General features: G+C 47.7%; 21 protein-coding genes. 16 read left to right on the top strand and 5 right to left on the bottom strand.

Features of this window, described 5'->3' with window-relative positions; translation table 11 throughout:
* Window positions 1-11 precede the first annotated feature (11 nt).
* The 7 genes from NLX78_RS04640 to NLX78_RS04610 all read left to right on the top strand — a co-directional run bounded on the left by NLX78_RS04640 (window position 12) and on the right by NLX78_RS04610 (window position 8,723).
* Window positions 12-1,529, top strand: coding sequence for a DHA2 family efflux MFS transporter permease subunit (locus NLX78_RS04640; RefSeq protein WP_235309639.1), 1,518 nt, complete (start codon window positions 12-14; stop codon window positions 1,527-1,529).
* A 69-nt stretch (window positions 1,530-1,598) separates the two neighbouring features.
* Entirely contained in the window at window positions 1,599-3,065 is a 1,467-nt protein-coding gene (locus NLX78_RS04635; protein WP_165177104.1) for an efflux RND transporter periplasmic adaptor subunit, read from the top strand.
* Window positions 3,066-3,300: 235 nt separating this feature from the next.
* Window positions 3,301-4,143, top strand: coding sequence for an STM4015 family protein (locus NLX78_RS04630; RefSeq protein ID WP_250261162.1), 843 nt, complete (start codon window positions 3,301-3,303; stop codon window positions 4,141-4,143).
* 65 nt (window positions 4,144-4,208) lie between these two features.
* On the top strand, window positions 4,209-5,549 hold the full coding sequence (locus NLX78_RS04625; RefSeq protein WP_254349742.1) for an STM4014 family protein: 1,341 nt from the start codon (window positions 4,209-4,211) through the stop codon (window positions 5,547-5,549).
* Window positions 5,542-6,324: an STM4013/SEN3800 family hydrolase gene (locus NLX78_RS04620; RefSeq protein ID WP_061831587.1), complete on the top strand. Its 783-nt coding sequence runs from the start codon at window positions 5,542-5,544 to the stop codon at window positions 6,322-6,324. Before NLX78_RS04625 ends, NLX78_RS04620 begins: the two co-directional genes overlap by 8 nt.
* Window positions 6,325-6,393: 69 nt before the next feature.
* Complete coding sequence (locus NLX78_RS04615; protein WP_250268676.1) at window positions 6,394-7,812, top strand: STM4012 family radical SAM protein; 1,419 nt, start codon at window positions 6,394-6,396, stop codon at window positions 7,810-7,812.
* Window positions 7,809-8,723, top strand: a complete 915-nt coding sequence (locus NLX78_RS04610) for an STM4011 family radical SAM protein (protein ID WP_254349741.1) — start codon at window positions 7,809-7,811, stop codon at window positions 8,721-8,723. The genes NLX78_RS04615 and NLX78_RS04610 overlap by 4 nt, the downstream gene beginning before the upstream one ends.
* Window positions 8,724-8,844: 121 nt before the next feature.
* On the opposite strand, the gene NLX78_RS04605 is transcribed toward NLX78_RS04610, so the two are convergent.
* The 4 genes from NLX78_RS04605 to NLX78_RS04590 form a co-directional block, all read right to left on the bottom strand.
* Window positions 8,845-9,123, bottom strand: coding sequence for a YxcD family protein (locus NLX78_RS04605; RefSeq protein ID WP_013310599.1), 279 nt, complete (start codon window positions 9,121-9,123; stop codon window positions 8,845-8,847).
* A gap of 3 nt (window positions 9,124-9,126) precedes the next feature.
* Entirely contained in the window at window positions 9,127-9,582 is a 456-nt protein-coding gene (locus NLX78_RS04600; protein ID WP_254349740.1) for a hypothetical protein, read from the bottom strand.
* A 153-nt stretch (window positions 9,583-9,735) separates the two neighbouring features.
* Entirely contained in the window at window positions 9,736-10,308 is a 573-nt protein-coding gene (locus tag NLX78_RS04595) for a PadR family transcriptional regulator (RefSeq protein ID WP_061831591.1), read from the bottom strand.
* A gap of 251 nt (window positions 10,309-10,559) precedes the next feature.
* Window positions 10,560-11,123 (bottom strand): beta-class carbonic anhydrase, encoded by a 564-nt coding sequence (locus NLX78_RS04590; RefSeq protein WP_061831592.1) that lies wholly within the window; start codon window positions 11,121-11,123, stop codon window positions 10,560-10,562.
* A gap of 173 nt (window positions 11,124-11,296) precedes the next feature.
* On the opposite strand from NLX78_RS04590, the gene NLX78_RS04585 reads away from it, so the two are divergent.
* From NLX78_RS04585 to NLX78_RS04565, 5 genes are all read left to right on the top strand, one after another.
* Window positions 11,297-12,814 (top strand): carboxypeptidase M32, encoded by a 1,518-nt coding sequence (locus tag NLX78_RS04585; protein WP_254349739.1) that lies wholly within the window; start codon window positions 11,297-11,299, stop codon window positions 12,812-12,814.
* A 127-nt stretch (window positions 12,815-12,941) separates the two neighbouring features.
* Window positions 12,942-14,033 carry an ABC transporter substrate-binding protein gene (locus tag NLX78_RS04580; RefSeq protein WP_061831594.1) on the top strand — a complete coding sequence of 364 codons (1,092 nt, stop codon included), beginning with the start codon at window positions 12,942-12,944 and terminating at the stop codon, window positions 14,031-14,033.
* A complete protein-coding gene (locus NLX78_RS04575; protein WP_250261168.1) occupies window positions 14,030-14,842 on the top strand; it encodes an ABC transporter ATP-binding protein in 813 nt (270 codons plus the stop codon). Before NLX78_RS04580 ends, NLX78_RS04575 begins: the two co-directional genes overlap by 4 nt.
* An 8-nt stretch (window positions 14,843-14,850) precedes the next feature.
* Window positions 14,851-15,684 (top strand): ABC transporter permease, encoded by an 834-nt coding sequence (locus tag NLX78_RS04570; protein ID WP_013310592.1) that lies wholly within the window; start codon window positions 14,851-14,853, stop codon window positions 15,682-15,684.
* A 153-nt stretch (window positions 15,685-15,837) separates the two neighbouring features.
* Window positions 15,838-16,794: an aromatic acid exporter family protein gene (locus NLX78_RS04565; protein ID WP_023989050.1), complete on the top strand. Its 957-nt coding sequence runs from the start codon at window positions 15,838-15,840 to the stop codon at window positions 16,792-16,794.
* A gap of 21 nt (window positions 16,795-16,815) precedes the next feature.
* Here NLX78_RS04565 and NLX78_RS04560 read toward each other — a convergent pair whose 3' ends face one another.
* Window positions 16,816-18,132 (bottom strand): amino acid permease, encoded by a 1,317-nt coding sequence (locus NLX78_RS04560; protein WP_250261169.1) that lies wholly within the window; start codon window positions 18,130-18,132, stop codon window positions 16,816-16,818.
* A 115-nt stretch (window positions 18,133-18,247) separates the two neighbouring features.
* Here NLX78_RS04560 and NLX78_RS04555 point away from each other — a divergent pair, with 115 nt between their 5' ends.
* From NLX78_RS04555 to mutS, 4 genes are all read left to right on the top strand, one after another.
* Window positions 18,248-19,144, top strand: a complete 897-nt coding sequence (locus NLX78_RS04555) for a LysR family transcriptional regulator (RefSeq protein WP_254349761.1) — start codon at window positions 18,248-18,250, stop codon at window positions 19,142-19,144.
* A 126-nt stretch (window positions 19,145-19,270) separates the two neighbouring features.
* Entirely contained in the window at window positions 19,271-19,828 is a 558-nt protein-coding gene (locus tag NLX78_RS04550; RefSeq protein WP_061831597.1) for an outer spore coat protein CotE, read from the top strand.
* A 131-nt stretch (window positions 19,829-19,959) separates the two neighbouring features.
* Window positions 19,960-21,195, top strand: a complete 1,236-nt coding sequence (locus NLX78_RS04545; protein ID WP_254349738.1) for a putative amidoligase domain-containing protein — start codon at window positions 19,960-19,962, stop codon at window positions 21,193-21,195.
* A gap of 110 nt (window positions 21,196-21,305) precedes the next feature.
* On the top strand, window positions 21,306-24,125 hold the full coding sequence (gene mutS, locus NLX78_RS04540) for a DNA mismatch repair protein MutS (RefSeq protein WP_254349737.1): 2,820 nt from the start codon (window positions 21,306-21,308) through the stop codon (window positions 24,123-24,125).
* The last annotated feature ends 2 nt before the right edge of the window (window positions 24,126-24,127 follow it).

Here is a 24,127-nt window from a genome sequence, read left to right as displayed (position 1 = left end):
GAGGGGTCCATGTGGCTGCCAATGATATTGCTGCTGCTCCTTCGACAGATTCTTCCAAAGAACGCTGGCTTGCCTTTTTTGCTATCGTTTTAGGCGCCTTTGTCGCCATTCTGAACAACAGTCTGATCAATGTCGCCATTCCTAGATTGACGACAGATTTAGGATCTACGACGACACGTATTCAGTGGGTTATTACAGGTTACACGCTTGCATCTGGTGTAATCGTACCGATTACCGGATATATGGAGCAGCGCCTCGGATACAAAAAGTTTTTGATTCTTGCGCTCAGCGTATTTTCGCTGGGAACGGGAATATGTATTTTTGCATGGAGTGATTCTTCCCTGATCGCAGCACGGGTGCTGGCTGGTCTGGGCGGTGGTGTTATTATGCCGCTGAGTATGACGATTATTTACAAAATTATGCCGCGTGAACAAATCGGTATGTCCCTTGGTATATGGGGGATCGCCGCAATGGCAGCGCCGGCTGTAGGGCCTACGCTAAGCGGATATTTAATTGAGTGGTTTAACTGGCGATTCTTGTTTATTGTCAGTGTGCCAGTTGCTTTATTTGCTATTTTAATGGTTATTCTTCTAATCAAAGAACCGCCTAAAGTCGAGCCGAAGCCGTTTGATCTACCGGGGTTTTTGCTGGCGGCAACTTGTGCCGGAACACTCTTGTACGCATTGACAAACGGCCAGCGTGATGGCTGGACTTCTTTTGGAATTGTATCCCTGCTGTTTATTGCTTTCTGGGCACTTGTTTTTCTGATCTATGTAGAAAGCGGCAAGGATAATGCTGTAATTGAAATCTCATTATTCAAGAATTCAAAGTATACGATTAGTGTTATTGCCTCTAGTCTGGTCATGATGGGGATGTACGGAGGAACGTTCCTAACACCGTTGTTTTTGCAAAATATCCAGCGTGTGTCACCGATTGATACCGGTATTATCCTCATTCCACAGGCCATTGCCATGGCGGCTATGATGCCTATTGCCGGGAAGCTATTCGATAAGTTCGGCATTGTGCCTTTGGGACTTGTGGGCCTGACGCTAACCAGCTTTATGACCTATCATCTTCACCAGCTTACGCCAGATACTTCGCATGCCTGGTTGGAAACCGTAATGGCATTACGGGGTCTGGGAATTGGTATTTGTATGATGCCATTGTCCACGGTCGGCATGAATGCCGTTCATCCGAGCAAGGTAGCCAATGCGTCTACAGCGTCCAATCTGGTACGTACTGTGGCTGCATCTATGGCGATTGCGGTGTTAACCGCCATTATGCAAAGCCGTTCGGCTGCTCATGCCCAGCAAATTTCGGAGTCCATTACACCAGACTCGGCTCATGCGCTTCAAGCGACATTGGGCAGCTCATGGATGTCATCCATAAGTAGTTTAATTACACTGGATGCTACATCAAGAGGAATTGGGGATACGTTCCTCATTTCATCCATACCGCTGTTTTGCACAATTCCACTCATCTTTTTGTTTATTCAGAGGAAGAAAGCAAAGACACAGCCGGAAGCTTAATAAGTGAAGTACAAAATATCGACTGGATGACTTACATTATTTCCACGGACAGAAAGAAAGGGAATTATCATGAAAATATTGAGAGTAGAAAGTACATTAGCGGCTTTAGTGCTCGGCGGCGCAGTGCTGGCAGGCTGCTCCAGTAATAGCGGGGCGGCTCAGGACATGGTCGTTCCGGTTAAAATCAGCCAAGCACAGCAAGGCATCATCGGACAGGGAAATATTTATACAGGAACGGTAACACCTTCGGAGACGGTGAACATTGTGCCTAAAGTGGGCGGTAAAGTGGTTGAGCTGCCTGTGGATATTGGCTCCGAGGTTAAAAAGGGTCAAGTACTGTTCAAGCTTGATGATAAAGACATGCGGAATAATGTTGCGAAAGCTCGCGCCGCAGCAGCTGCGGCAGCAGCCGGAGTAAGTACCGCTCAAGCATCCCACGAATCTACGATGGTTCAAGCAAACTCGGGCTTAGTGCAGTCCAAGAGCGGCGTGATTCAATCCCAAAGCGCAATCAATCAGGCACAGGGGGCTATTAATCAAGCCACTACAGCCGTAGAACAAGCAACACATGGTGTCTCCTCGGCAGCCAATACGGTAAAACAAACGCAGCAAGCTTTGGCAGATGCACAGAAGAATGTAACACGTACACAAAGTCTATTTGATGCAGGTGCGAGCACTCAAGCACAATTAGAACAAGCCAAAACAGCAGTTGTGAATGCGGAAGCGGCTTACAATAATGCACAAAATGCGCAGGCTAATGCACAAGATCAGTTGGTAGCTGCGCAGAAGGCCTTGACTACAGCTCGCAACAGCTATGATTCAGCAAAAAATAGCTACAGTAATGCCAATAGTGGCTACAGCAATGCGCAAAACCAACTCAAAGTGTCTCAAAATACTGCGGTCATCGAGTCCAGCCAACAATCTCTTAAGCAGGCTCAGCTGAATGTAAACATTGCTCAGGATGCATTGGATGACACCGTTGTTACATCACCGATTAATGGTATTGTGGGTACGAAAAATGCAGAAGTGGGCGAAATGGTATCCGCTCAATCTCCTGCGCTGGTCATTGCGAATCTGAGTACGGTCAATACATTAATCTATGTTCCAGCGGAACAGATCAACAATGTAAAAGTAGGTGACAAGGTACAGGTTCGTGTTGCAGCGTCCAACATTGTAACAACAGGTACAGTTAAAAATGTAAGCCCGTTGGATGCAAGTGGAAAAGGCTATCCTGTAAAAATCTCAGTTGCGAATCCAGACACAAAATTGAAATCCGGCATGTTGGCTGATATCAGCTTTGTCGCTGCCAATGCACAAGAAGGCATTGTGGTTCCTACTGCGGCAGTTCAAAAGGATCAAGGTAAAGAATATGTATATGTTGTAAACGGAGACCATGCGAAACGTAAGGAAGTGAAGACTGTTCAGACGGCAGGTTCACAAACACTCGTTACCAGTGGCTTGGGCAATGAGGAGAATGTGATCGTGAATAATCTGGCATTGCTGTCCGATAACTCACCGATTACAATTAGCCAATAATTTGGTTCTAGAATTACTACTATATAATAGTAGAAGTTTATTATAGACATATGCGCAAGACAGCCTGCTTAGTGGGCTGTCTTGTTTTGATTTCATTGAGCACATTTTACATAGGATTGATGTCGATATAGGACTATTTTTGACGAACATTGGTAGAATAGGATAGACTAAATTGGAAATAGATAGTTTTCAAGCTTTATTACATTCTCAGATAAATGATCGGAGGAATTGTAAGATGGAAGTAAAATTGGTAGTGGATTTTGAAGCTTATGAGAATGGCCAAACGATGGCTAAATTGCTTGAGGAACTGGCAGCCAAGCCGGAGAGCGCGGAAGTTACGGATCTGATCATTGGAGATTGGGGTGGAGCCTATGAGAGCTCACCAGATGATTTCATCCCAGTGTTAGTGAAGCTTAAAGATCATTTCCCTAAGTTACGCAAGCTGTTTATTGGTGATATGGAATATGATGAGTGTGAGGTTTCATGGATTAACCAGACGAATCTATCCCCGTTATTAGAAGCGTTTCCAGCGTTGGAGTCCTTTCATATCAAAGGAAGCCAGGACCTGAGTCTGGAACCACTTCGTCATAACAACCTTCAGGAATTGGTTATTATTTGTGGCGGCCTGCCAGTGAGCGTTCTTCAGCAAATACACAATGCAGAACTGCCTGAACTGCGCAAGCTGGAACTGTATTTGGGTGTCGATAACTATGGTTTTGATGGTAACCTGAAAGATGTTTTGCCGTTTTTGAATAGCAATCCTTTCCCCAAACTTACATACTTGGGACTGAAAGATAGTGAAATACAGGATGAAATTGCAATTGCAGCAGCTAATGCCCTTGTGATTGGACAACTGGAAGTGCTGGATCTCTCACAAGGTACATTGTCTGATAAAGGTGCAGAAGCGCTGCTGGCTAGTGAAAGTATAAAAGGGCTGAAGCATCTGGATTTGAGCTATCATTATATGTCTAGTGAAATGATGCAACGTTGGAAAAGCTCGGGTCTATCTGTGAACGTGGAAGATCAACAAGAAGCGGATGAGGAAGATGATTGGCGTTATCCATCACTGACTGAGTAATTTGTACAAATGGACTTAAAACGGACTGTTTTCAAAATTAAAATGATCTAAAGTGAGGCGGCTCTATGGTTAAGATGTCAGACTGTAATGTCAGCGAGCCGTTTATCTTGTTCGGTAATCCGGGGAATCGTCGAACTACCGGGCTGCAGGAGGCGCGAAGCAGATTAATGCTTCCACCCGCTCTGGAGGTTTCCTATAAGAATGTGCTGGAAGCTATTCGGCAGAAACAAGGTCTGAGAGAGCTGATGGCGCGAATAGCTGCGCGAGCTACGCATGATAGCGTGAATGGCAGTTCCTTTCTGCAAGAGAGCATTGATCAGTTACTGGCGGGGCAGATGAACAGTGGTCCGCTGCTTCGTCTGGATGCACCGGGCGAAAGCTTTGAGGTAGAGCGTGAGTTGATTGCTCTTGGCGCCTCGGATGGTGAGGGAGACGATTCTCTGTTACCATGGCCCGAATGGACACAAGGCACAAGTATATCGGCGGCAGAAGCGCGACGTCTGCAGGAGCAGCACGGTCGTATTTGGCACCCGGCACAATGGTTCCGGGGCTATTGCCGTCTGCTGGCCTGGCTGCGGGATGAAGTGGCTCTGCTCTGGCCCTCGTCATACTGGATGAACGATCCGGCGGAAGTGGCCGTGATGTTCGACAAACGGCGTTGTAGCGCCGATTTAGGCAAGGCAGATATAAGAGTCCCGCCAGTGCTTGCATCTTCAGGTGGTGCATTTCATGATGTTGTCGATCTGCACGCGGCAATAAAGGAGAGCGGGTTTCACCGCGTATTTGTGAAAATATTTTGTGGGTCTGGTGCTTCTGGTGTCATGGCCTATCAGGTACATCCCCATACACACGCGGAACTGGCGGTGACCACGATTGGAACGGAAATCATACGCGGACAGCGCGTGTATTATAATGCCGGACGACTGCGTCGTTATACGGATAAGCAGGACATTCATGCTATCCTTAACTGGCTATGCCTGGAAGGGGTACATGTAGAGCGCTGGATTCCCAAAGCGACCCTGAACGGGCGTGTTTATGATGTGCGCCAACTCGTGTGCGGATCAGAAGCTTGCCATGCGGTTTTACGTTTGAGCCACAGCCCCATTACGAATTTGCATTTGCGTAATGAGCGGCTCACGCTGAAGGAAGCCGGATTACCACAGAATACGGTGGAATCGATCCAGCTTACGGCGATAGCCGCTATGAGTGTTTTTCCAGCCTCCATGGTTGCTGGACTGGATGTGCTGGTTCCGGCTCATGGCGGTCGTCCCTATGTATTGGATGTTAATCCGTTCGGTGATTTGCTGTACCGGGTTGAGCATCAGGGTTGGAATCCGTATGAATGGGAAATGCAGCACCTCGCTAATAGGAGCGTGGGTACGGAAAGGAAAGACAGATATGATTGATATGAACCAAATTGTCGGCTCTCATGATATTGTCATGATTACGCTTGATACTCTGCGTTATGATGTAGCAAAGCTGGAGGAAGAGAACTGTCCGAATTTGTGCGGCTCCGGGTCGTGGGAAAAGCGTCATACACCGGGTAGCTTTACCTATGCTGCACATCATGCCTTTTTTGGCGGATTTTTGCCGACTCCAGCGAATACGGATAAGACTTCACATATCCGTCTGTTTCACACAAAGGATACGGGACTGCGTACGCATCCACATACCTGGCTGTTCGATGCCCCGGATATTGTGTCCGGGCTAGAGGGTGAAGGTTATCGGACCATCTGTATCGGCGGCGTTATTTTTTTCACGAAGAAAAATAAGCTTGCCAAAGTGCTGCCAGGGTATTTCCAAGAAAGCTACTGGCGTATGAACTTTGGCGTTACCAACCCCCGTTCGACGGAGCATCAGGTGAATCATGCTCTGAAACTGTTGGGGAATACAGACCCGTCGCAGCGCTTGTTTTTGTTTCTGAATGTATCAGCGATCCATGGGCCTAATCATTATTTTGTGAAGGGCTCAGCTAAAGATTCAGTGGAGTCTCAACGAGCAGCCTTGCGGTATGTGGATGGTGAGCTTGGACGTTTGTTTGATGCTTTACGAAATCGGGGCAAGACGTTTTGCATGGTTTTTTCCGATCATGGTACAGCTTATGGGGAAGACGGCTATGAAGGACATCGTCTGGCGCATGAGGTAGTCTGGAATGTGCCTTACCGCGAATTTATATTATAAAGCAAATAGAAATATAGATTGCACTAGTAAAATATCAAGAAATCAATCCAGCGCGAGGAAGGAGCAGAAATGAAAGCCATGAATCTGAATCACTCACATCCAACGGGTGCGGTAGCCCCGGAGATAGACACAAACTTAGCACCCTCTAGGTTTCAGTGGCCTGAAACTCCTGCTGAATGGGCACGCACGATCCGTGAAGCTCCCTACCGCTCCTATCTGTACTCTTACCCGCATAAAACGGCCTATCGTTCGTTTGATACACCGCTCTCATTGCAGGAGCTGTGGGAGAAGGAGGAGTTAGAAAGCTATTTTTTGTATATGCATATTCCGTTTTGCGCGGCTCGCTGTGGATTTTGTAACCTCTTCACTTTGCCGGACAAGCGTCTGGATGTACATAAGGAGTATGTGGATGCGCTAGAAAGACAAGCCAAGCAATGGGCACCCATTATGGGCCGTCGGCCTTTTTCGCGTTTTGCGATCGGCGGCGGTACACCAACCTTACTGGAGGCTCCTTTGGTGGAGCGTTTGTTTGACATAGCGGAAAATATAATGGGACTGGACCCTAAACGAGCTTCTATTTCGGTGGAAACCTCTCCCGATACTGTGACTGAGGATAGGTTGGAGGTGCTCAAGCGCCGCGAGACAGATCGTGTCAGCATGGGAATTCAGAGCTTTGTGGAATCAGAAAGTGCCGCCATTTACCGACCTCAGAAGCCCAAACTTGTTAGAGAAGCACTTGAGCGGCTGGTGGAATACAACTTTCCATTGCTGAACGTGGATCTGATCTATGGCCTGCCTGGTCAAACGGTGGAAACCTGGCTGTATTCTTTAGAGGAAGCACTGTCTTACTCGCCAGGAGAAATTTTTCTTTATCCGCTATATATTCGAGAAAATACGATTTTAAAGCCAGGCTATACCGGGCTGGAACATGATATTCGTCTTAGCTTGTATGAAGTGGCGCGCGAACGGCTCAAACGGGCAGGATATGTACAATATTCCATGCGCCGTTTTGCAAAAAATGATGGTATATCCAGCAAAGCGCTTTTGCCCTACAGTTGTCAGGAGGAAGGTATGGCTGGTCTGGGGTGTGGTGCGCGATCCTATACACGTAATGTTCACTATGCCAGCCGGTACGGTGTTAGTGCAGCAGCTACGCGTAGTATTATCGCAGATTATGTTGCTGCGGAACGTCATGATCTGGCTGACTACGGCTTTATTTTAAATGTGGATGAGAGTAAGCGACGCTTTATCTTAAAGGCGCTTCTTCATCGGGAAGGTTTGGAGCTATCGGCCTATGCAGAGCGTTTCGATGTATCCCTGTCGGACGATTTTACGGGAATGTCATTGCTCCTGGAATCCGGTATGGCTGTCGTCGAGGAGGGTAGGCTGCGACTTACAGAGGAAGGAATGGCCTATTCCGATGCGATTGGGGACTGGATGATCTCCACATCAGTACGTGAGCGCATGGAAGGATATGTAGGCGCATGAGAGCGACCTTATATTATCGTGGTTCGTTGACCTCGTGCAACTATGCTTGCCCTTATTGCCCGTTCAGTAAAAACGTTGATAGTCGGGAAACATTGAACAAGGATCGGGCCCAGTTGGAACGTTTTGCCGATTGGGTTCGAGAACAGGGCGCTCTGGGGCATCGTCTCTCTATTTTTTTTAATCCGTATGGAGAAGCCTTGATTCATTCCTGGTATCGCAAGACCATGATTGAGTTTTCCCACATGGCGCATGTGGAAAAAGTGGCGGTACAGACGAATCTATCGACTAAGCTGGATTGGACGCAAGAACTGAACCCGGAGACTGCTGCGCTGTGGGCTACATATCACCCTGGAGAGACGAAAGAGCAAGTTTTTATATCGCAGGCTATGAAGCTATATGAACTTGGCATTTCCTATAGTGTCGGTACCGTCGGGTTAAGACAGGCATTTCCGGCTATTCGTTCCTTGCGATCGCAACTTCCAAGGGATGTTTATTTGTGGATCAACGCCTACAAGGATCGACCACATTATTATACAGATGCTGAGGTTGCTGAATTAACTACGATAGACCCCTATTTTCAATGGAATTTAAAGGATTATAGCAGTCAGGGGCGGGCATGTCGCGCTGGTGAAGATGTATTTTATGTCCAGGGTGACGGAAGAGTAAAACACTGCTATCAGGATCGACGGGTGCTAGGACACTTATACAGGGATGGTCTTGAGGGTCTGAGTGGCAAACGTCCGTGCCGGATGAAAGAATGCGGCTGCTATATCGGCTATATTCATATGGAGGAGCAGCCGTTTCGGGAAATGTACGGTAGTGGCTTACTCGAAAGGGTGCCGCAGGTACAGCTATCTCCGGCTCCATCATTTAGCAGACAGGCTATTCATAGAGCAAATGAATCCATATAACAAGGTCAAGGTACGTCCACGTCTAAATGTAATGCTATAGCAACCCTAATAATCTATTAGAAAACGAGCAAAAAAACCGACCCTTGCCATCAAGCGAAGGTCGGTTCTTCTTATGAAATAATCAAGTTTGGACAATAGCAGTAATTTCTTCATCTAGATCCAATCTGATTTGTTCGCGATAGGCACGAATATTGTATTCGGAATACAGGTATCTCAGAATTGCTTCAATCATATTGGCTTCCACCAGATATTGACTGCGGCCCTGTACATGGACTTCTGCGGAATAACCTGTATCCTCTTCCCAGCTTAATTCTACTGTTACATCAGTGGGCTGGACACCTTTGCGTTCAGCCATATGCAAGCAAATAGCGTTGACAATCTCATCCATACTCAAAATCATAGCTTAGTAACGTCCTCCGCGGGAATCATCTGGTCTCCGACGATTTTTAATAGCACGGTAGATACCTACTCCGGCCATGATCAGGACGTAAATGGCGAGAACGTTAACGGCCAGACCAAGCAAGCTACCCAATGCGCCCATGTTGCCGAACAATCCGCCGAAGAGCATACCTGCCAAACCGCCCAGCATCATACCTTTCAGGAATCCGCCGCCACCGCCAAGGAATCCACCAGTTCTGCTTGTATTACCGGCAGTTGCCCCTGACTTGGTTCCGCTATCTGACTTATTGACGCCACTGCTGTCATTTGCCTTGCTTGGTGTAGATTGGTATGATTTAGGCCCGGATTTAAACCCGCCGCCTCGCCTTGCATCAGCTGTAGATGGTGCGATCATAGCAATGAGTAGGGTAAAAGCCATCATCAGCATCATCATATTTTTCAAAGTGAATGTTTTTTTCATGTAAATATATCCCCCTTAGTAAATTTTTTTTATAGGTCAAACAACCGCTAACCAGTAATACGAATGGCATGGAAAAGGGTTTCAAAGAATTTTAATTTTTAAAAATTAAATAATAACGTCCCATAAATCCTATGCATGGATTGGTAAAAGCATTCAGCTTTGCGGCTTAAGTAAAAACGGATTAGTATCCGTACTGACATCACCGGCAAGCAGCATACGCAGAACCATTTGGCACCATTCCAGACCTGCTTTAGCATTCAAAAGTCCTTTTTGTACTAAAATATAGTCACCAAAGTTCTTACTGCCAAAATGTAAATTCTCTGCGGGAATGTCGTTCAGTATATCCTCAAGATGCTGGATTTTCTGAATAAAATGACGTTTGCGTTCCTCCAGCATACGATTGGCACTACTTTTGTCCGTCAACCAAAGACAGAACAGTCGAAGACTTAATTCATCCCGTGTAACCGGAGCAGCTAACGCTTCCTGGGACCATTGCTGAAGCATATGGATTCCCTTGTCGGTAATGGTATACATTTTCTTATCAGGCTTGTCGGACTGCTGAATCCAACGAGAGGCTAGCAGTTCCTTGCTCTCCATACGGGCCAGTAGCGGATAGATCTGACTGTGCTTAGCCTGCCAAAAAGGCTGAATACGCAACATCAGATCATAGCCGGAGGATTCCTCTCTTGCGAGAAGCCCCAACAGACCATACGATAGTAAATTCATAGATCTTATCTCCTTCATCCATCATAGTAACGGTTGTAACAGCACTGCGGCAGGTATTCTGCTGCTTCATGAAAAGTGTACACTGAAACTGTATGGTTTGACAACTTTCAGACAGGTCGTTCACAGGTTAGCCAAAATTGGCTCTTGTCATTCTCCACGTATATGCGCTTTTTTTCATAAAAAAGGGTAGTTTAGGCTCGTATGTACGAGCTTAAACTACCCTGGTAACTTTCTGCCGAAGCGTATCCTGTTTACTGTTCATTCCCGTCAACGACAAGCGTTAACGCTCCTGTATCTGGATGAATAACCATGCCGTGAACGGGGGCATTAGGGGGGAGAAGCGGGTGATTCTTAATAAGCTTCACGGTAGTTCTTACCCCTTCTTCAATGTTATCAAAACCTTTTAACCATTTATTTAGCTTAATGCCTGAATTTTCTAATGTGTTCAGCACTTCCTGAGAAATTCCGCGATCGAGCATTTCATTGACCATGTGATCTGCATTTAATGCAGCCATACCGCATTCATAATGGCCTACGACGACGACTTCGTCTGCTCCCAGCTCATACAGGGCGACTAGCACACTGCGCATTACGCTTCCAAAGGGCTGTGAAATAATCGCACCCGCATTTTTGATGATTTTCACATCACCGTTGCGCAGGTTCATAGCTTTTGGGAGTAATTCCGTTAGCCGTGTATCCATACAGGTGATAATGACCATTTTTTTATTGGGGAACTTGCCCGTTCTATAGGCCTCGTATTCTTTGTTTTCTACGAAAACACGATTGTACTCTAAAATTTCTTTGATGTGATCCACGATTGTTCCCTCCAGATTCTAATAAAGTTTGATATGTACAGTCCAACGTTTGTTTTAGGTCTTAGGAGCTGGTCGTACATGTTGTGTGTTGATTATACTTTTTAATATAAGTATCATCAAGTATAGGTATTGTAAAGTTTTAACCATTTTAAGTTAAAGAGGTGACCTCAAATATGACGCAACAGACGTTGGATCAATTGACGGCTTTAAAGGGGCTTGCACACAAAATTAGTAGTTATGGCGAAGCAGTAGGTCTGCTGCACTGGGATTTACGGACTGGCGCTCCGCGCAAGGGCGTTGATATTCGGTCGGAGACGTTGGGTATGCTGTCCACTGAAATGTTCAAGCTGATGATCTCGGATGAAATGGGACAATTGCTGCAATTTTTTGCCGTAGAAGACAAGCTGAAGCAACTGGAGGACAATGATCGCAGATTGGTGGAGGAATGCCGTAAAAATTATGAACTGAATCGTTCAGTTCCGGCAGACCGATACCGGGATTATAGCATTCTTGCAGCACAGGCAGAGAGCAAGTGGGAGGACGCAAAGGAACATAGCGATTTTGCCGGATTTGAACCGTACTTGTCTAAAATCGTAGACATGAAGCGTGAGTTTATCGGCTACTGGGGTGTTAAGGATACAGAGTATGACACACTTTTGGATCAATATGAGCCGGGGATGACGGTTGAAAAGCTGGATGCTGTGTTTGATCGTCTCAAGAAGCGCCTTGTGCCCCTATTGTCTAAAATTCAGGCTTCATCGAACCAGCCGGATAAGAGCTTTTTAGATGGTGTGTTTGATGTGAAGCAGCAGGAGAAGTTCAGCCTATTCATTTTAGGACAGATGGGGTATGACTTTGACGCAGGTCGTTTGGATGAGAGTGTACATCCTTTCGCAACAGGATTAAATCCAGGTGATGTGCGTATAACAACTCATTATCTGCAAGATGATGTAGCCAGTGCTATTTTCAGTTCGTTGCATGAAGGAGGTCATGCGCTGTACGAACAAAATATTGCTCCAGAGCTGGCAGGATCACTACTGTCTGGAGGAACCTCTATGGGGATTCATGAATCCCAGTCCCGCTTGTGGGAGAATAAAATCGGACGCAGTCGTGCTTTCTGGGATCGGTATTACGATGATTTGCAAAAGCATTTTCCTGATCGTTTGGCAAAGGTTACGGCAGAGCAATTCTACCGGGCAGTCAACCGTGTGGAAAATTCACTGATTCGTATTGAAGCGGATGAGCTAACATATAATTTACATATCATTATCCGTTATGAAATTGAAAAAATGCTGTTTAATGAAAAGCTGGATGTGAAGCGTCTCCCCGAGGTGTGGAATGCGAAATATAAGGAATACTTGGGACTTGTTCCACCGAATGACGGACTGGGCGTACTTCAAGACGTTCACTGGTCCGGCGGTGATTTTGGTTATTTTGCTTCCTACTCGCTTGGCAATATGTATGCAGCGCAAATTTTGGCGACATTACGCAAAGAGTTGCCAAATCTAGATGAATTAATTGCTGCTGGAGAGCTTGAGCCGATCAAGCAATGGCTGACCGAACGTATTTACCGTTACGGCAAGAGTCGGACGCCGTCCGAGTTGATTGTAGCCATTACAGGTGAGGATCTGAACCCGGATTATCTCGCCGACTATCTGGAAGAGAAATATACCTCCATATACAAGCTGTAAATCATATAGCATCTACCCCGCGTTCCCGGGCGAACGTGGGTTTTTTTTTTGCAATTAACCAATATATCGACAATGGCATAACAATATATGAAGTCAACCGATGTAAAAAGGTGGGGAGGGAATAAGGATGAAAAACGGCGCTCGTTTCAAAGCTGTGGTGGCTGCGGCACTACTCGGATTACTGTTGCTCAGTGGGTGCACCCCCAAAGGAGGGGAGCAGACGATTGAGATCAGATTAGGCGAGGTAGCCCGTACGGTCTTTTATGCACCGCAGTATGTAGCCTTGAGCCAGGGTATGTTTGCTCAGGAGGGACTGGATGTCCAGCTGGCAACGATTCCCGGGGGTGACAAGGCAATGACGGCGTTGTTGTCCAATCAGGCGGATATCGCGCTCATCGGCGCGGAAACATCTATTTATGTGTATCAGCAAGGAGCAGAAGACCCTATCATTAATTTTGCCCAACTGACACAGACGGATGGAACCTTTTTGTTTGCCCGTCAAACGCAGGATAGCTTTGAATGGGAAAAGCTGAGAGGACAAAATTTTTTGGGGCAACGCAAGGGTGGAATGCCGCAAATGTCACTTGAATTTACGCTTCGCAAACACGGCATTGATCCTCACAAGGATCTGAAGCTGATTCAAAATATTGATTTTGCTAATGTTGCCTCTGCTTTCGGCTCCGGTACAGGGGATTATGTGCAGCTGTTTGAACCGCAGGCATCTATTTTTGAAAAGGAAGGTCGTGGGCGGGTTGTTGCCTCTATCGGTGTGGAGAGCGGCGAGTTGCCGTATACAGTATATATGGCTAAGCAAAGCTACCTGAACAAAAATAGCGAGGCTGCACAGAAATTCACAAATGCTGTATATCGGGCACAACAGTGGATTGCTACGCATTCACCTGCACAGATTGCCGAAGCAATCACGCCCTATTTTAAAGATACAGATTTAGCTGTTTTAACGAGTAGTATCAAGCGATATAAGGAACAGAGTACCTATGCTTTGAACCCGATGATTGAGGAAAAGGAATGGAAGAACTTACAGGATGTCATGACCTCGGCAGGGGAGCTTAAAAGTTCGGTTGCACTAGATAAGCTAGTGAACCCAAGCTTTGCACAACAAGCGATTTCGTCAAGCTCTACCGGGAATACTGAACCGCCTGTGAAAAAGAGCACAACTGAATCTACGGATGCAGGTGTCGGTGCTGGAGGTTCGTCATGATGGAGGAACGGAGTGGCCTAACTTTGGACGCGACCATCCCGATGGTGAGACTGGAGCAAGTGACGCATGTCTATGTAACGGATCGTGAAGCTTCGCTGGCGGTTGAGAATATTGATTTTTCCGTAGAGACAGGGGAATTTGTCAGCTTGGTTGGTCCAAGCGGCTGCGGCAAAACGACGATCCTGTCCATGATCGCGGGGCTACTGCGTCCAGCGGCAGGCCAAGTTATGTTGCAAGGTCAGCCGGTAAGTGGTCCGAGTCCAGAGGTCGGTTACATGTTGCAGCAGGATTATCTGTTCCCGTGGCGGACGATAATGGATAACGCATTGTTGGGTCTGGAGCTAGGCAACAGAGTAGATGAAGCTGCGCGTGAGCGGACACGGCTGTTACTGGAAGGCATGGGTCTGGGAGGGAAGGAGCATCTGCATCCATCCCAGTTGTCTGGGGGAATGCGCCAGCGCGTGGCGCTGGTACGGACGCTGGCGACCAATCCGGGACTGCTGCTGCTGGATGAACCGTTCTCCGCGCTGGATTATCAAACCAAGCTACAGCTGGAAGATCTGATTGCGGAAACCTTGCGCGAGCGGAGGAAGACGGCTATTTTAGTCACACATGATTTGGCCGAGGCCATTGCGGTCAGTGACCGGATTATAGTGATGGGTCGAAATCCGGGTCATATCCGACGTACCTTCGAGATTCCGGATTGCATCCGAGAAGCTCAGCCTTTTTATGCACGCGAGCAGCCGGGTTTTAATGAGCTTTTTCATGAAATATGGGGTGAACTGGAGGCTTCGGGAGCAAAGGAGTGAGTTAACGTATGAAGGACGAAGCGGATCAGCTTGAGCAACGTTGGATTCAAGGACTACATCAGGCGTATTTACGCAGCAGGCGTTCGCAACGATGGTTAGTGACAGGTGTGCAGACAGCTATTTTACTGCTTTTGTTTGTGCTATGGGAAATTGCAGGCCGTTTGAAGTGGATTGATGTACTACTGTTCAGCTATCCGAGCAAAATTTTTACCCAGATCGGTAAGGATGCGGTCAGTGGTGAATTATGGGGACATGTAGGTGTCACCGTGGGAGAGACGATGGCGGGGTTTTTACTCGGTACACTGTTAGGTACGTTGCTGGCTGTACTTATTTGGTGGTCACCGTTTTTGTCGAGGGTGCTTGATCCCTATATGGTCGTGTTCAACAGTATGCCTAAGGTGGCGCTAGGTCCAATTTTTATCGTCATGTTTGGGGCGGGATTTACTGCTATCCTAATGACAACCCTCTCCATTACCGTTATCATTACGACACTAGTCGTATACAACAGCTTTCAGGAAGTCGATTCGAATCTGATCAAAGTGGTTCGCACGTTTGGCGGATCACGCCGTGATACGTTTCAAAAGGTGATTTTACCTGCATCCTTTCCTGCAATCGTCTCTACGCTGAAAGTGAATGTCGGTATGGCATGGGTTGGCGTGATAGTTGGTGAATTTCTGGTGGCTAAAAACGGCTTAGGCTATTTGATTATCTATGGTTTTCAGGTGTTCAATTTCACGCTGGTTATGTCCAGTCTGTTGATCATTGCTGTCGTAGCTACACTGATGTATCAGGCGGTTGTGTATGTGGAGCATCGTCTGCTTTCGGGTCGTCCTCATCGGTAATAATAAAATTTCTGAACATTTGTGTAAAGCGTGAAAATAAAGTACCATGAAAAATGAAAATACTTAAAATTTATGAAAATGAGCATTATGCATAAATTTCGAATTATGCAAAATGCTGAAACAGATTTCATCTAGAGAGGACAGAAATTTTTCATGGGCTTTCGTACGATTAAAACGGCTATTGCCGCATTAATGGCCGTACTTATTGCGGAGGGTTTTGGCATTCATGGAGCCACCTCAGCAGGGCTTTTAGCGATTTTGGGGGTGGATGTCACACGCAAGAGAAGTCTCCGTACCATTTCGGCGAGATTTTTTGCATCCGTCGTGGGGCTTCTTTTTGCTTGTGTTTTGTTTGTGGTATTCGGGTTCCATGATTGGGTACTGGCATTATATATTTTAACGGCGTTTCCAGTCATTGTACGGGTGGGGTTTAAAGAAGGGATCGTCACCGGTTCGGTCGTAGTTTTTCGCGTATTCAGCGGCGGCGTGATTGATATGGAGGTACTGCTGACCCAGCTAGCTCTGCTAGTGATTGGACTGGGTTCCGCGATGATTGTCAATTTAGCCTATATGCCGGGTTCTGATAATACAATGCAACAAATTCGGCAGGAGGTGGATCGGACATTTTCTGTTATATTCAGAAATATGGCCAATACGCTGCGTAGTCCAGCATACATATGGGATGGCAAGGAAGTTATTGAAGCGAACAGCGTGATAGCCAAAGGGGTTACTGAGGCGGGGCGTTCCTTGGAAAATCAGATGCTTCGTCCCCAAGAGGGCTGGAATGTGTATTTTTATATGCGAAAAGAACAGCTGGATTCGATCCAAAACATGATGCAGTTGATCGCACAAATGTATCAGCATATGCCGCAGGCCAAGCTTCTGGCCGAGCTGTTCGACCAGCTTAGCAATGACGTTTTGGCTGGACATTATACGGGACAGACCGAGAAGCTGCTAGAGCAGGTTCGTGAAGAATTTAAAGCCATGGAGCTTCCCGCAACCCGGGAGGAATTCGAGATTCGCTCGGCATTATTGCAGCTCACACATGAGCTTCATCAGTATTTGAAAATTGCGAAAAAGGACAAGGCCCCTACTCCGGTGAAAAACTAGAGTAAAGGCCTTGAGCGGCTACTATCCATGACGGACAGTAGCCTTTTCTTGTTCAGTAATGGTAGAAGTCGGAAGATTCAAAGTCCGTTTGTGCCGAATTCGGTCTGTGATCCATAAGACAGCGGTGATCAGGCAAGGGTACAGCATAGCCCATCCGACAAAGGGGAAAACGATCGCCGTAGAAATGAACGATATCCAACTAATGGAAACGCCCCAGCGACTACCACGCAGAAGCTTAATTCCTGCTGCACAACCTCCTAGATAGGTCAGAATAAAGGTGGCGTTCGGGAACTGGATCAGGTTAGTGAGTGAAACAGCGCCACTACCGTACAACACCATAATGATCACGAAGCAGACGCTAAGAAAAGCAATGCCTCCGATAGGGGTATGGAAACGTTGCGATAACCTGCCCATCCAGCGAAAGGCCTGTCCTTGCCGGGATAAAGCATAAGCCACACGTGAAGCGGCACCAACATAAGCAATAATAGTAGCGGTACAAATAAAGATACCCGTCAAGCCTGCAATTATCGCGCCCCATGGCCCGATAGCTCGACTAATTACCCATACGAGCGAAGCATCCGAATCCCCTGCAAGGTAACTTTGTGTGCCCACAGTAGCCAGCGCAGTTAAGAAATAAAGTAAACCGACAATGACGGCTGCAATGGTCACACCTCTAACGGCCGCCCGCTGAGGATTGGTGAATTCCTCTGACATATGGGACACGGCCTCCCAACCGATAAAGCACCAAAACAGAATCGCGGCCGATTGACCGATAGAGAGCCAGCCATGTGGAACAAACGGGGTGAAGTGGACTGTTTTCATCTGAGGAAGTGCTGCGGCAATGGCGAATATAAGGACGGCAACGATAGCTATGACGACTGCGATCTGAATACGTCCCGCGACCTTCATGCCGATCCAGTTGATGATCAGGCCCACCGCCAGCATAGCAATGGCTAACATTATGCGGCTTTCCTCTCCCCAGCCCATGGCTGTGGTCATATAGCCGGCTCCAGTGAGTGCGGCAACAGGTGCTCCGATCGGAACCGACATGAGAAAAAACCACCCGATATAAGCACCGGCACGTGGGGAAAAGGCCAACGTGACAAAGTGCGATACCCCTCCCGCATTCGGGAATTTGGCAGATAGAAGCCCCATGGAAAGTGCCATTGGCAGGATGAGCAGGGTCATAAAACCCCATGCCAGCAGCGATGCCGGCCCCGCCATTTGGGCAGCAAGACCAGGCACAATCAATATCCCCGAACCCAGTACAGCTCCGATATAGAGTGCAATGGCCTGTGGAAGACCAATGGTGGATTGAAGTTTATTTTCATTTGTCATGCAGAAAAGCCTTCTTTCTCTTGTTATTTTCTTCAGCTTATCAGATAATCAATCTATCGGAAAAACGGAATATAACGATTGCTTGCATCGGAAAAACCGATTGAAGGAGCGGATTATGGAATCGCGGCATTTGTTTACCTTTTTAAATGTAGTTGAGGCAGGCAGTTTTACGCGAGCAGCGCGTATACTGGATTATGCACAGTCGAGTATCACTGCTCAAATTCAAGCGCTAGAGACAGAGTTGGGTACGCCGCTTTTTGATCGCATTGGCAAAAAAATCATGCTGACGGATGCCGGACGACGTCTGCTGCCCTATGCGCAGGAAATTTCCAAGATGCATGCTATGGCTAAGGATGCACTTCGTTCAGAAACAGAATTGGCGGGCACGCTGAAAATAGGAGCACCAGAGTCTCTGGCCGCTTTTCGTCTACCGAGTCTGATCCGTGAGTACAGGGAACGGTATCCGAAGGTTAAAATTGTACTTAAACCCGGCGAATGCTGGGAATTACGTGATCTGATTCGTTCGGGTGAGTTGGATTTGGCTTTTTTGCTTCAGCCTGAGACGGAGGATAGAGAACTGAATGTCACCACGCTTATTCATGAGCCGATGGCCTTGGTTGCTCCACTTAAGCATTCGCTGGTTACCCATACCCGGGTAGAGCCTGCCGACTTGAAGGATGAAACCATTTTGCATACGGAGGCAGGATGTACGTACCGTATCCTTTTTGAGCAGTATTTGAATAAACACGGTATTTTTTCAGACCCTAGCCTGGAATTTTGGAGTATTGAAGCCATCAAGCAGTGTGTCATGGCTGGATTGGGTATTGCGCTGCTTCCGCTGGTAACGGTACAAAATGAGCTGCGAGAAGGTAAAATGGCGCGTTTAGCCTGGGATGACAGTGAACAGCAGGTGGCTACTCAGGTCGCTTATCACACGAAAAAGTGGAAATCTCCGGCTCTTAGCGAATTTTTACAGATCGTTGAGCAGCATGTAACACATTGGCGTGCATGAGTTCAAGCCATCGCGGCATATGCTTATACAAATAATATTTTTTCCTTTTCGCCTATTCACTCAACATTCGCCCACAACCTGCATACATATGTATGGAATGATTGATTGTATGGAGGAGGTTCAAGAATGGCATTAAGTCATAAAAATCGTAGAGAGATTATTACCAAAGCGATCTGTGGTAAAGGTCGCAGATTCTCTACCGTAACCCATACCGTAACTCCGCCGAATAATCCAACGAGCATTTTAGGGGCATGGATTATTAACCACCAGTATGAAGCTGTGGCGGCGGGGGACGGCATTGAGGTCGTCGGGACGTATGATATCAATATTTGGTACTCATACGATAAAAACTCGCAGACCGATGTGGCCAAGGAAACGGTGTCGTACGTAGAAAATGTGCCGCTCTCGTATCTTGATCCGAAGCACCGGGCGTCTACAGTGGAAGTATCCGCCGAAGCTACACAGGAGCCGAGTTGCGTCGAGGCCAGTGTGTCTTCTGGAGGTGGCAGCGTAATGATCCGGGTCGAGCGGGAATTTGCGGTGGAGCTGGTGGCGGAAACGAAGATTGTTGTAGAAGTATTCCCGAATGGTAGCAGCGATGATTTTGAAAAAGACTTTGATTTTGGAGCGGAAGAGGGGGACTATGAGGAGCTCGACCCCGACCTCATTGACGACGAGCTCTGACAGAAGTAACCAAAAAGAGGGCCGCTTTACTCTTTGCGCCGGCTGATTCTGCGCAGGGGGCAAAGGCCCTCCTTTTTTATTGTTTGGGTTGAAATTGGGGTGAAATCCGTACGTAGTCCGTAGGGGGGAATATGATGCAGCAGCCGGGACAGGCGCTCATACGCTTCAGACAGATGCCAAATGATGAAAAAAAGCGTAGACTGGAGCGTTCAGGCATAGCGGTGCAGTGGATGGATAGCAGCCTTGCAGATTTTGCGATAGGCTACGCGGTGCAAATCCATCAACTGCGAGTGCTGGAAATTCGTAGACGTGCCATCGAGGGACCTTCCAAAGTCCGCGCACACGATCTATCTGAGCTGGATCAACGTTCACTGCTCTATGTCCGGATGGAGCGGCTGGCTGTACGTGCGTTGTACACACTGGGTTTGGACAGTGGTGAGGTGGTACTGACGCCGCTGGGGGAGCGCAGCTGTCAGGTGCGCGAAGTCTCGGCACAGCCATGGCTGAACGATAGACGTTTGGCCACGTTATATGAAATTGCTGCGCGTGAAGGGGATATTGAGGGTGAGAATCTTTCAGTGGAACGAGGGAGAGATCGACTACTCATCGGAATGGACCCCGAATTTGTGCTGGTTCGTATGCCAGAGGGACGGGTCATTCCGGCCTCAAGATATTTGGGTCGTCTCGGCATAGCCGGCTGCGATGCTGTTACTCGTCGAGGACGAACACTGTATCCAGTCGCTGAGCTTCGTCCTGCGCCAAGTGGAGATCCGGCCCGTCTGCTGAAGCATCTGCGTCAAGCTTTTGCAACCGCAGCCCGGCGCATTGCTGACCGCACACTCATCTGGCAGGCGGGGGGGATGCCGCAACCGGGTTTTCCGCTGGGCGGACATCTGCATTTTAGCGGGGTTTCGCTAAACGGTGCCTTGCTCCGGGCACTGGATAACTATTTGGCACTGCCTTTGGCGCTACTGGAAGACAAGCGTGCGGCCCGGCGCAGACCGCATTATGGCAATTTGGGTGATTTTCGCCGTCAGTCGTATGGAGGCTTTGAATATCGTACACTGCCCAGTTTTCTTATTTCGCCACAGCTGGCGAAAGGTGTGATTGGAATGGCGTTTCTCATTGCTTCTCAATATCCGCGTTTGCAACGTAGGCCGCTGGGTCAGGAGGAGGCTCACAGAGCCTTTTATGAAGGAAATCAATCTGTGCTTAAGGAGTATATGGAACCTCTTATTTTGGACATGGTTTCACTGGAAATATACTCGCAATATGAGGCTTATATAAGCCCATTGCTGGACAGCCTCCGCAAGGAGAAACAGTGGGATGAATCACGGGATTTGCGGCCGTATTGGAAGCTTACGTAAAATCAAGTGTCGACACCAGGAACGGTTTCATGTTATCGACTGTCATTTTTGATATAATGAGAGATAATTATAAGTTTAAACGGAACAAAGTGTGGGGGTTAGTGAACGGTATGTCCAAATATACACCGATGATTGAGCAGTATTTATCCATAAAAGAGCAGGCTAAAGATGCATTTTTGTTTTTCCGTCTGGGAGATTTTTACGAAATGTTTTTCGATGATGCAATTCTTGCATCCAAGGAGCTGGAAATTACACTTACGGGTCGTGAGGGTGGCGCCACGGAAAAAATTCCGATGTGCGGCGTGCCTTATCATTCAGCTGAAAATTACATACAGCGCCTCATTGAGAAGGGTTATAAGGTGGCCATCTGTGAGCAAATGGAGGAAGCCTCAGCTACGAAGGGGATGGTGCGGCGGGATATTGTCCGCGTTGTGACCCCGGGAACGGTAATGGAAGGCAAGGTGCTGGGTGACAAATCCAACAACTACATGGTATGTGTCACAGAGACGGACGGGATGCTGGCGCTTGCGGCGTGCGACTTGTCAACAGGTGAATTGTATGTGACCTCTGTGCCTGATTCGAAAGAATGGCTACTAGATGAAATTAACATTTATGAGCCTTCCGAAATGTTGGGAGATGGTCATCTGCTGGATTTTGTGACATCCCGTATGTCCCCCGTTGGACGGCGTGTTGTGTATACAGCCTGGGACAAATCCAAGGATGATTTGGTTCGGGATCAATTTGGGGAAGCCACGTGGGCAAGGCTTACGGAGGAACGCAGACGGTGCGTATCGCGCTTGATTTCCTATTTGAATGAAACGCAAAAAAGATCGTTAGGCCAATTGACCCAAATCTCGGTATATGAGCCAAACCATTTTATGATTCTGGATCCATTTACCCGCAGGAATCTGGAACTGGTGGAGACGGTACGGGAACGCTCCAAGAAAGGCTCGTTGCTGTGGCTGTTGGACCGCACAGAGACTTCCATGGGAGCCCGTCTGTTGCGTCGTTGGATTGACAAGCCACTGTTGAGCAGCAGTCTTATTGAGGAACGCTTGGAGGCGGTGGACAAGCTATACCACCAGTTTATTTTCCGAGAGGATGTACGTGCTCAGCTTAAAGAGATTTACGATCTGGAGCGTCTAGTTGGGCGGATCGCCTTTGGTAGTGCTAATGCACGTGATCTGATCGCCCTCAAGCTGTCGCTGGCCCAAATTCCTTCTTTACGCGAGCTGTGCGCTGAATCTCCTTCGAAGACGCTGAGACGGATTGCACAAACGCTGGATAGCTGTACAGACCTGTGTGCGTTGATTGAGGAAGCGGTGGCGGATGAACCGCCAATTTCCGTAAGGGATGGAGGTCTTATTAAGGAAGGCTACCATCAGCGTCTGGACGAACTGCGCGAGGCGAGTGTGAACGGTAAACGTTGGATCGCTGAGCTAGAGGCCAAGGAACGTGCAGCAACCGGCATTCGGTCACTTAAAATTGGATACAACAAAGTATTTGGTTATTATATCGAGGTGACCAAATCCAATTTGGCTTCATTACCAGAAGGTCGATATGAACGCAAACAGACGTTGGCGAATGCGGAACGGTATATCACACCGGAGTTGAAGGAAAAGGAATCTCTAATTCTGGAAGCCGAGGATAAAATGGTTGATCTGGAGTACACGCTTTTTACAGAGCTTCGCAGTAAACTGAACGCTGAAATTCCCCGTTTGCAAAAGCTGGCAGAGCAAGTGGCTGAAATTGACGTGTATCAGTCGCTGGCATCGGTTAGTGCGGAACGGGGATTCGTGAAACCTGAGCTGACTACAGGATATGATTTCGTAGTGGAGCAGGGGCGCCATCCCGTGGTGGAAGCTGTAATGAAAGATGGCGGTTTTATCGCCAACAGCACGGTGTTGGAGGAAGGCGATGCGCATATTCTACTTATCACCGGGCCGAACATGGCTGGGAAAAGTACGTATATGCGTCAGGTTGCGCTTATTGCAATTATGGCTCAAATTGGCTGCTTTGTCCCAGCTGCACGTGCCAAGGTGCCGATGCTGGATCGCATTTTTACACGGATCGGCGCGGCGGATGATCTCATCGGCGGGCAGAGTACGTTTATGGTCGAAATGGCAGATATCCAAGTAATGACGGACAAGGCAACTCCGCGAAGCTTGATCATTATTGATGAACTGGGACGAGGTACGTCCACTAGTGAAGGGATGGCAATTGCACAGGCAGTCATCGAATTTGTCCATGACACGATCGGCTGTAAGGCGCTGGTATCCACGCATTTCCATGAGCTGGCGCATTTGGAGCAAGGCCTGTCTTCGCTGCGAAATTACTCTATGGCCGTGCAGGAAAGCGGCGACAAGGTGAATTTCCTCCGCAAGCTCATACCGGGAGCGGCTAGCAGTAGCTATGGCATTTATTGTGCTCGGCTTGCAGGCTTGCCCAATAACATTATTGAGCGAGCGAATGGACTGCTGAATGGTTTTGAACAGGCAGCAGCTCAAGTAACGGCAGGTACCGAGATAGTAGTAGGAGGGAAGGAAGGGACTGATCTTCGTACAGTTTCAGGGACGGAAGATATTTCTTCTTTGACCGAATATAATTCAGGCCAGACATTGCGAGAAAGCGGAGAAACTGCATCATCAACTCAGTCTTTATCACAGCAGGCCACCCTGGTAAAAGAAGATACTCTACAGACTGTGGAGGATTCCAGCAAGTTGGAGCAAGGAGCAACCGAAGTGGTACAGCTGTCCATTTTCGGAGAGCAGGAGCTTGCCGCCTCCAAGCCCCATGCAGAGACAGTAGAGGCTAATCCGATTGTGCGCCAAATTTTGCGCAAGGTGAAAAATGCTGATGTCATGAATATGACTCCTTTACAGGCAATGCAGCTGTTAAATGATCTTAAAAACAAGGCCAATGGCCTGTAGTT

The organism is Paenibacillus sp. Lou8.1, from assembly GCF_024213565.1.
Taxonomy (GTDB): domain Bacteria; phylum Bacillota; class Bacilli; order Paenibacillales; family Paenibacillaceae; genus Paenibacillus; species Paenibacillus polymyxa_B.
Note: the sequence above shows the minus strand (reverse complement) of the source record. Positions and strands in the feature narration are given on the sequence as shown.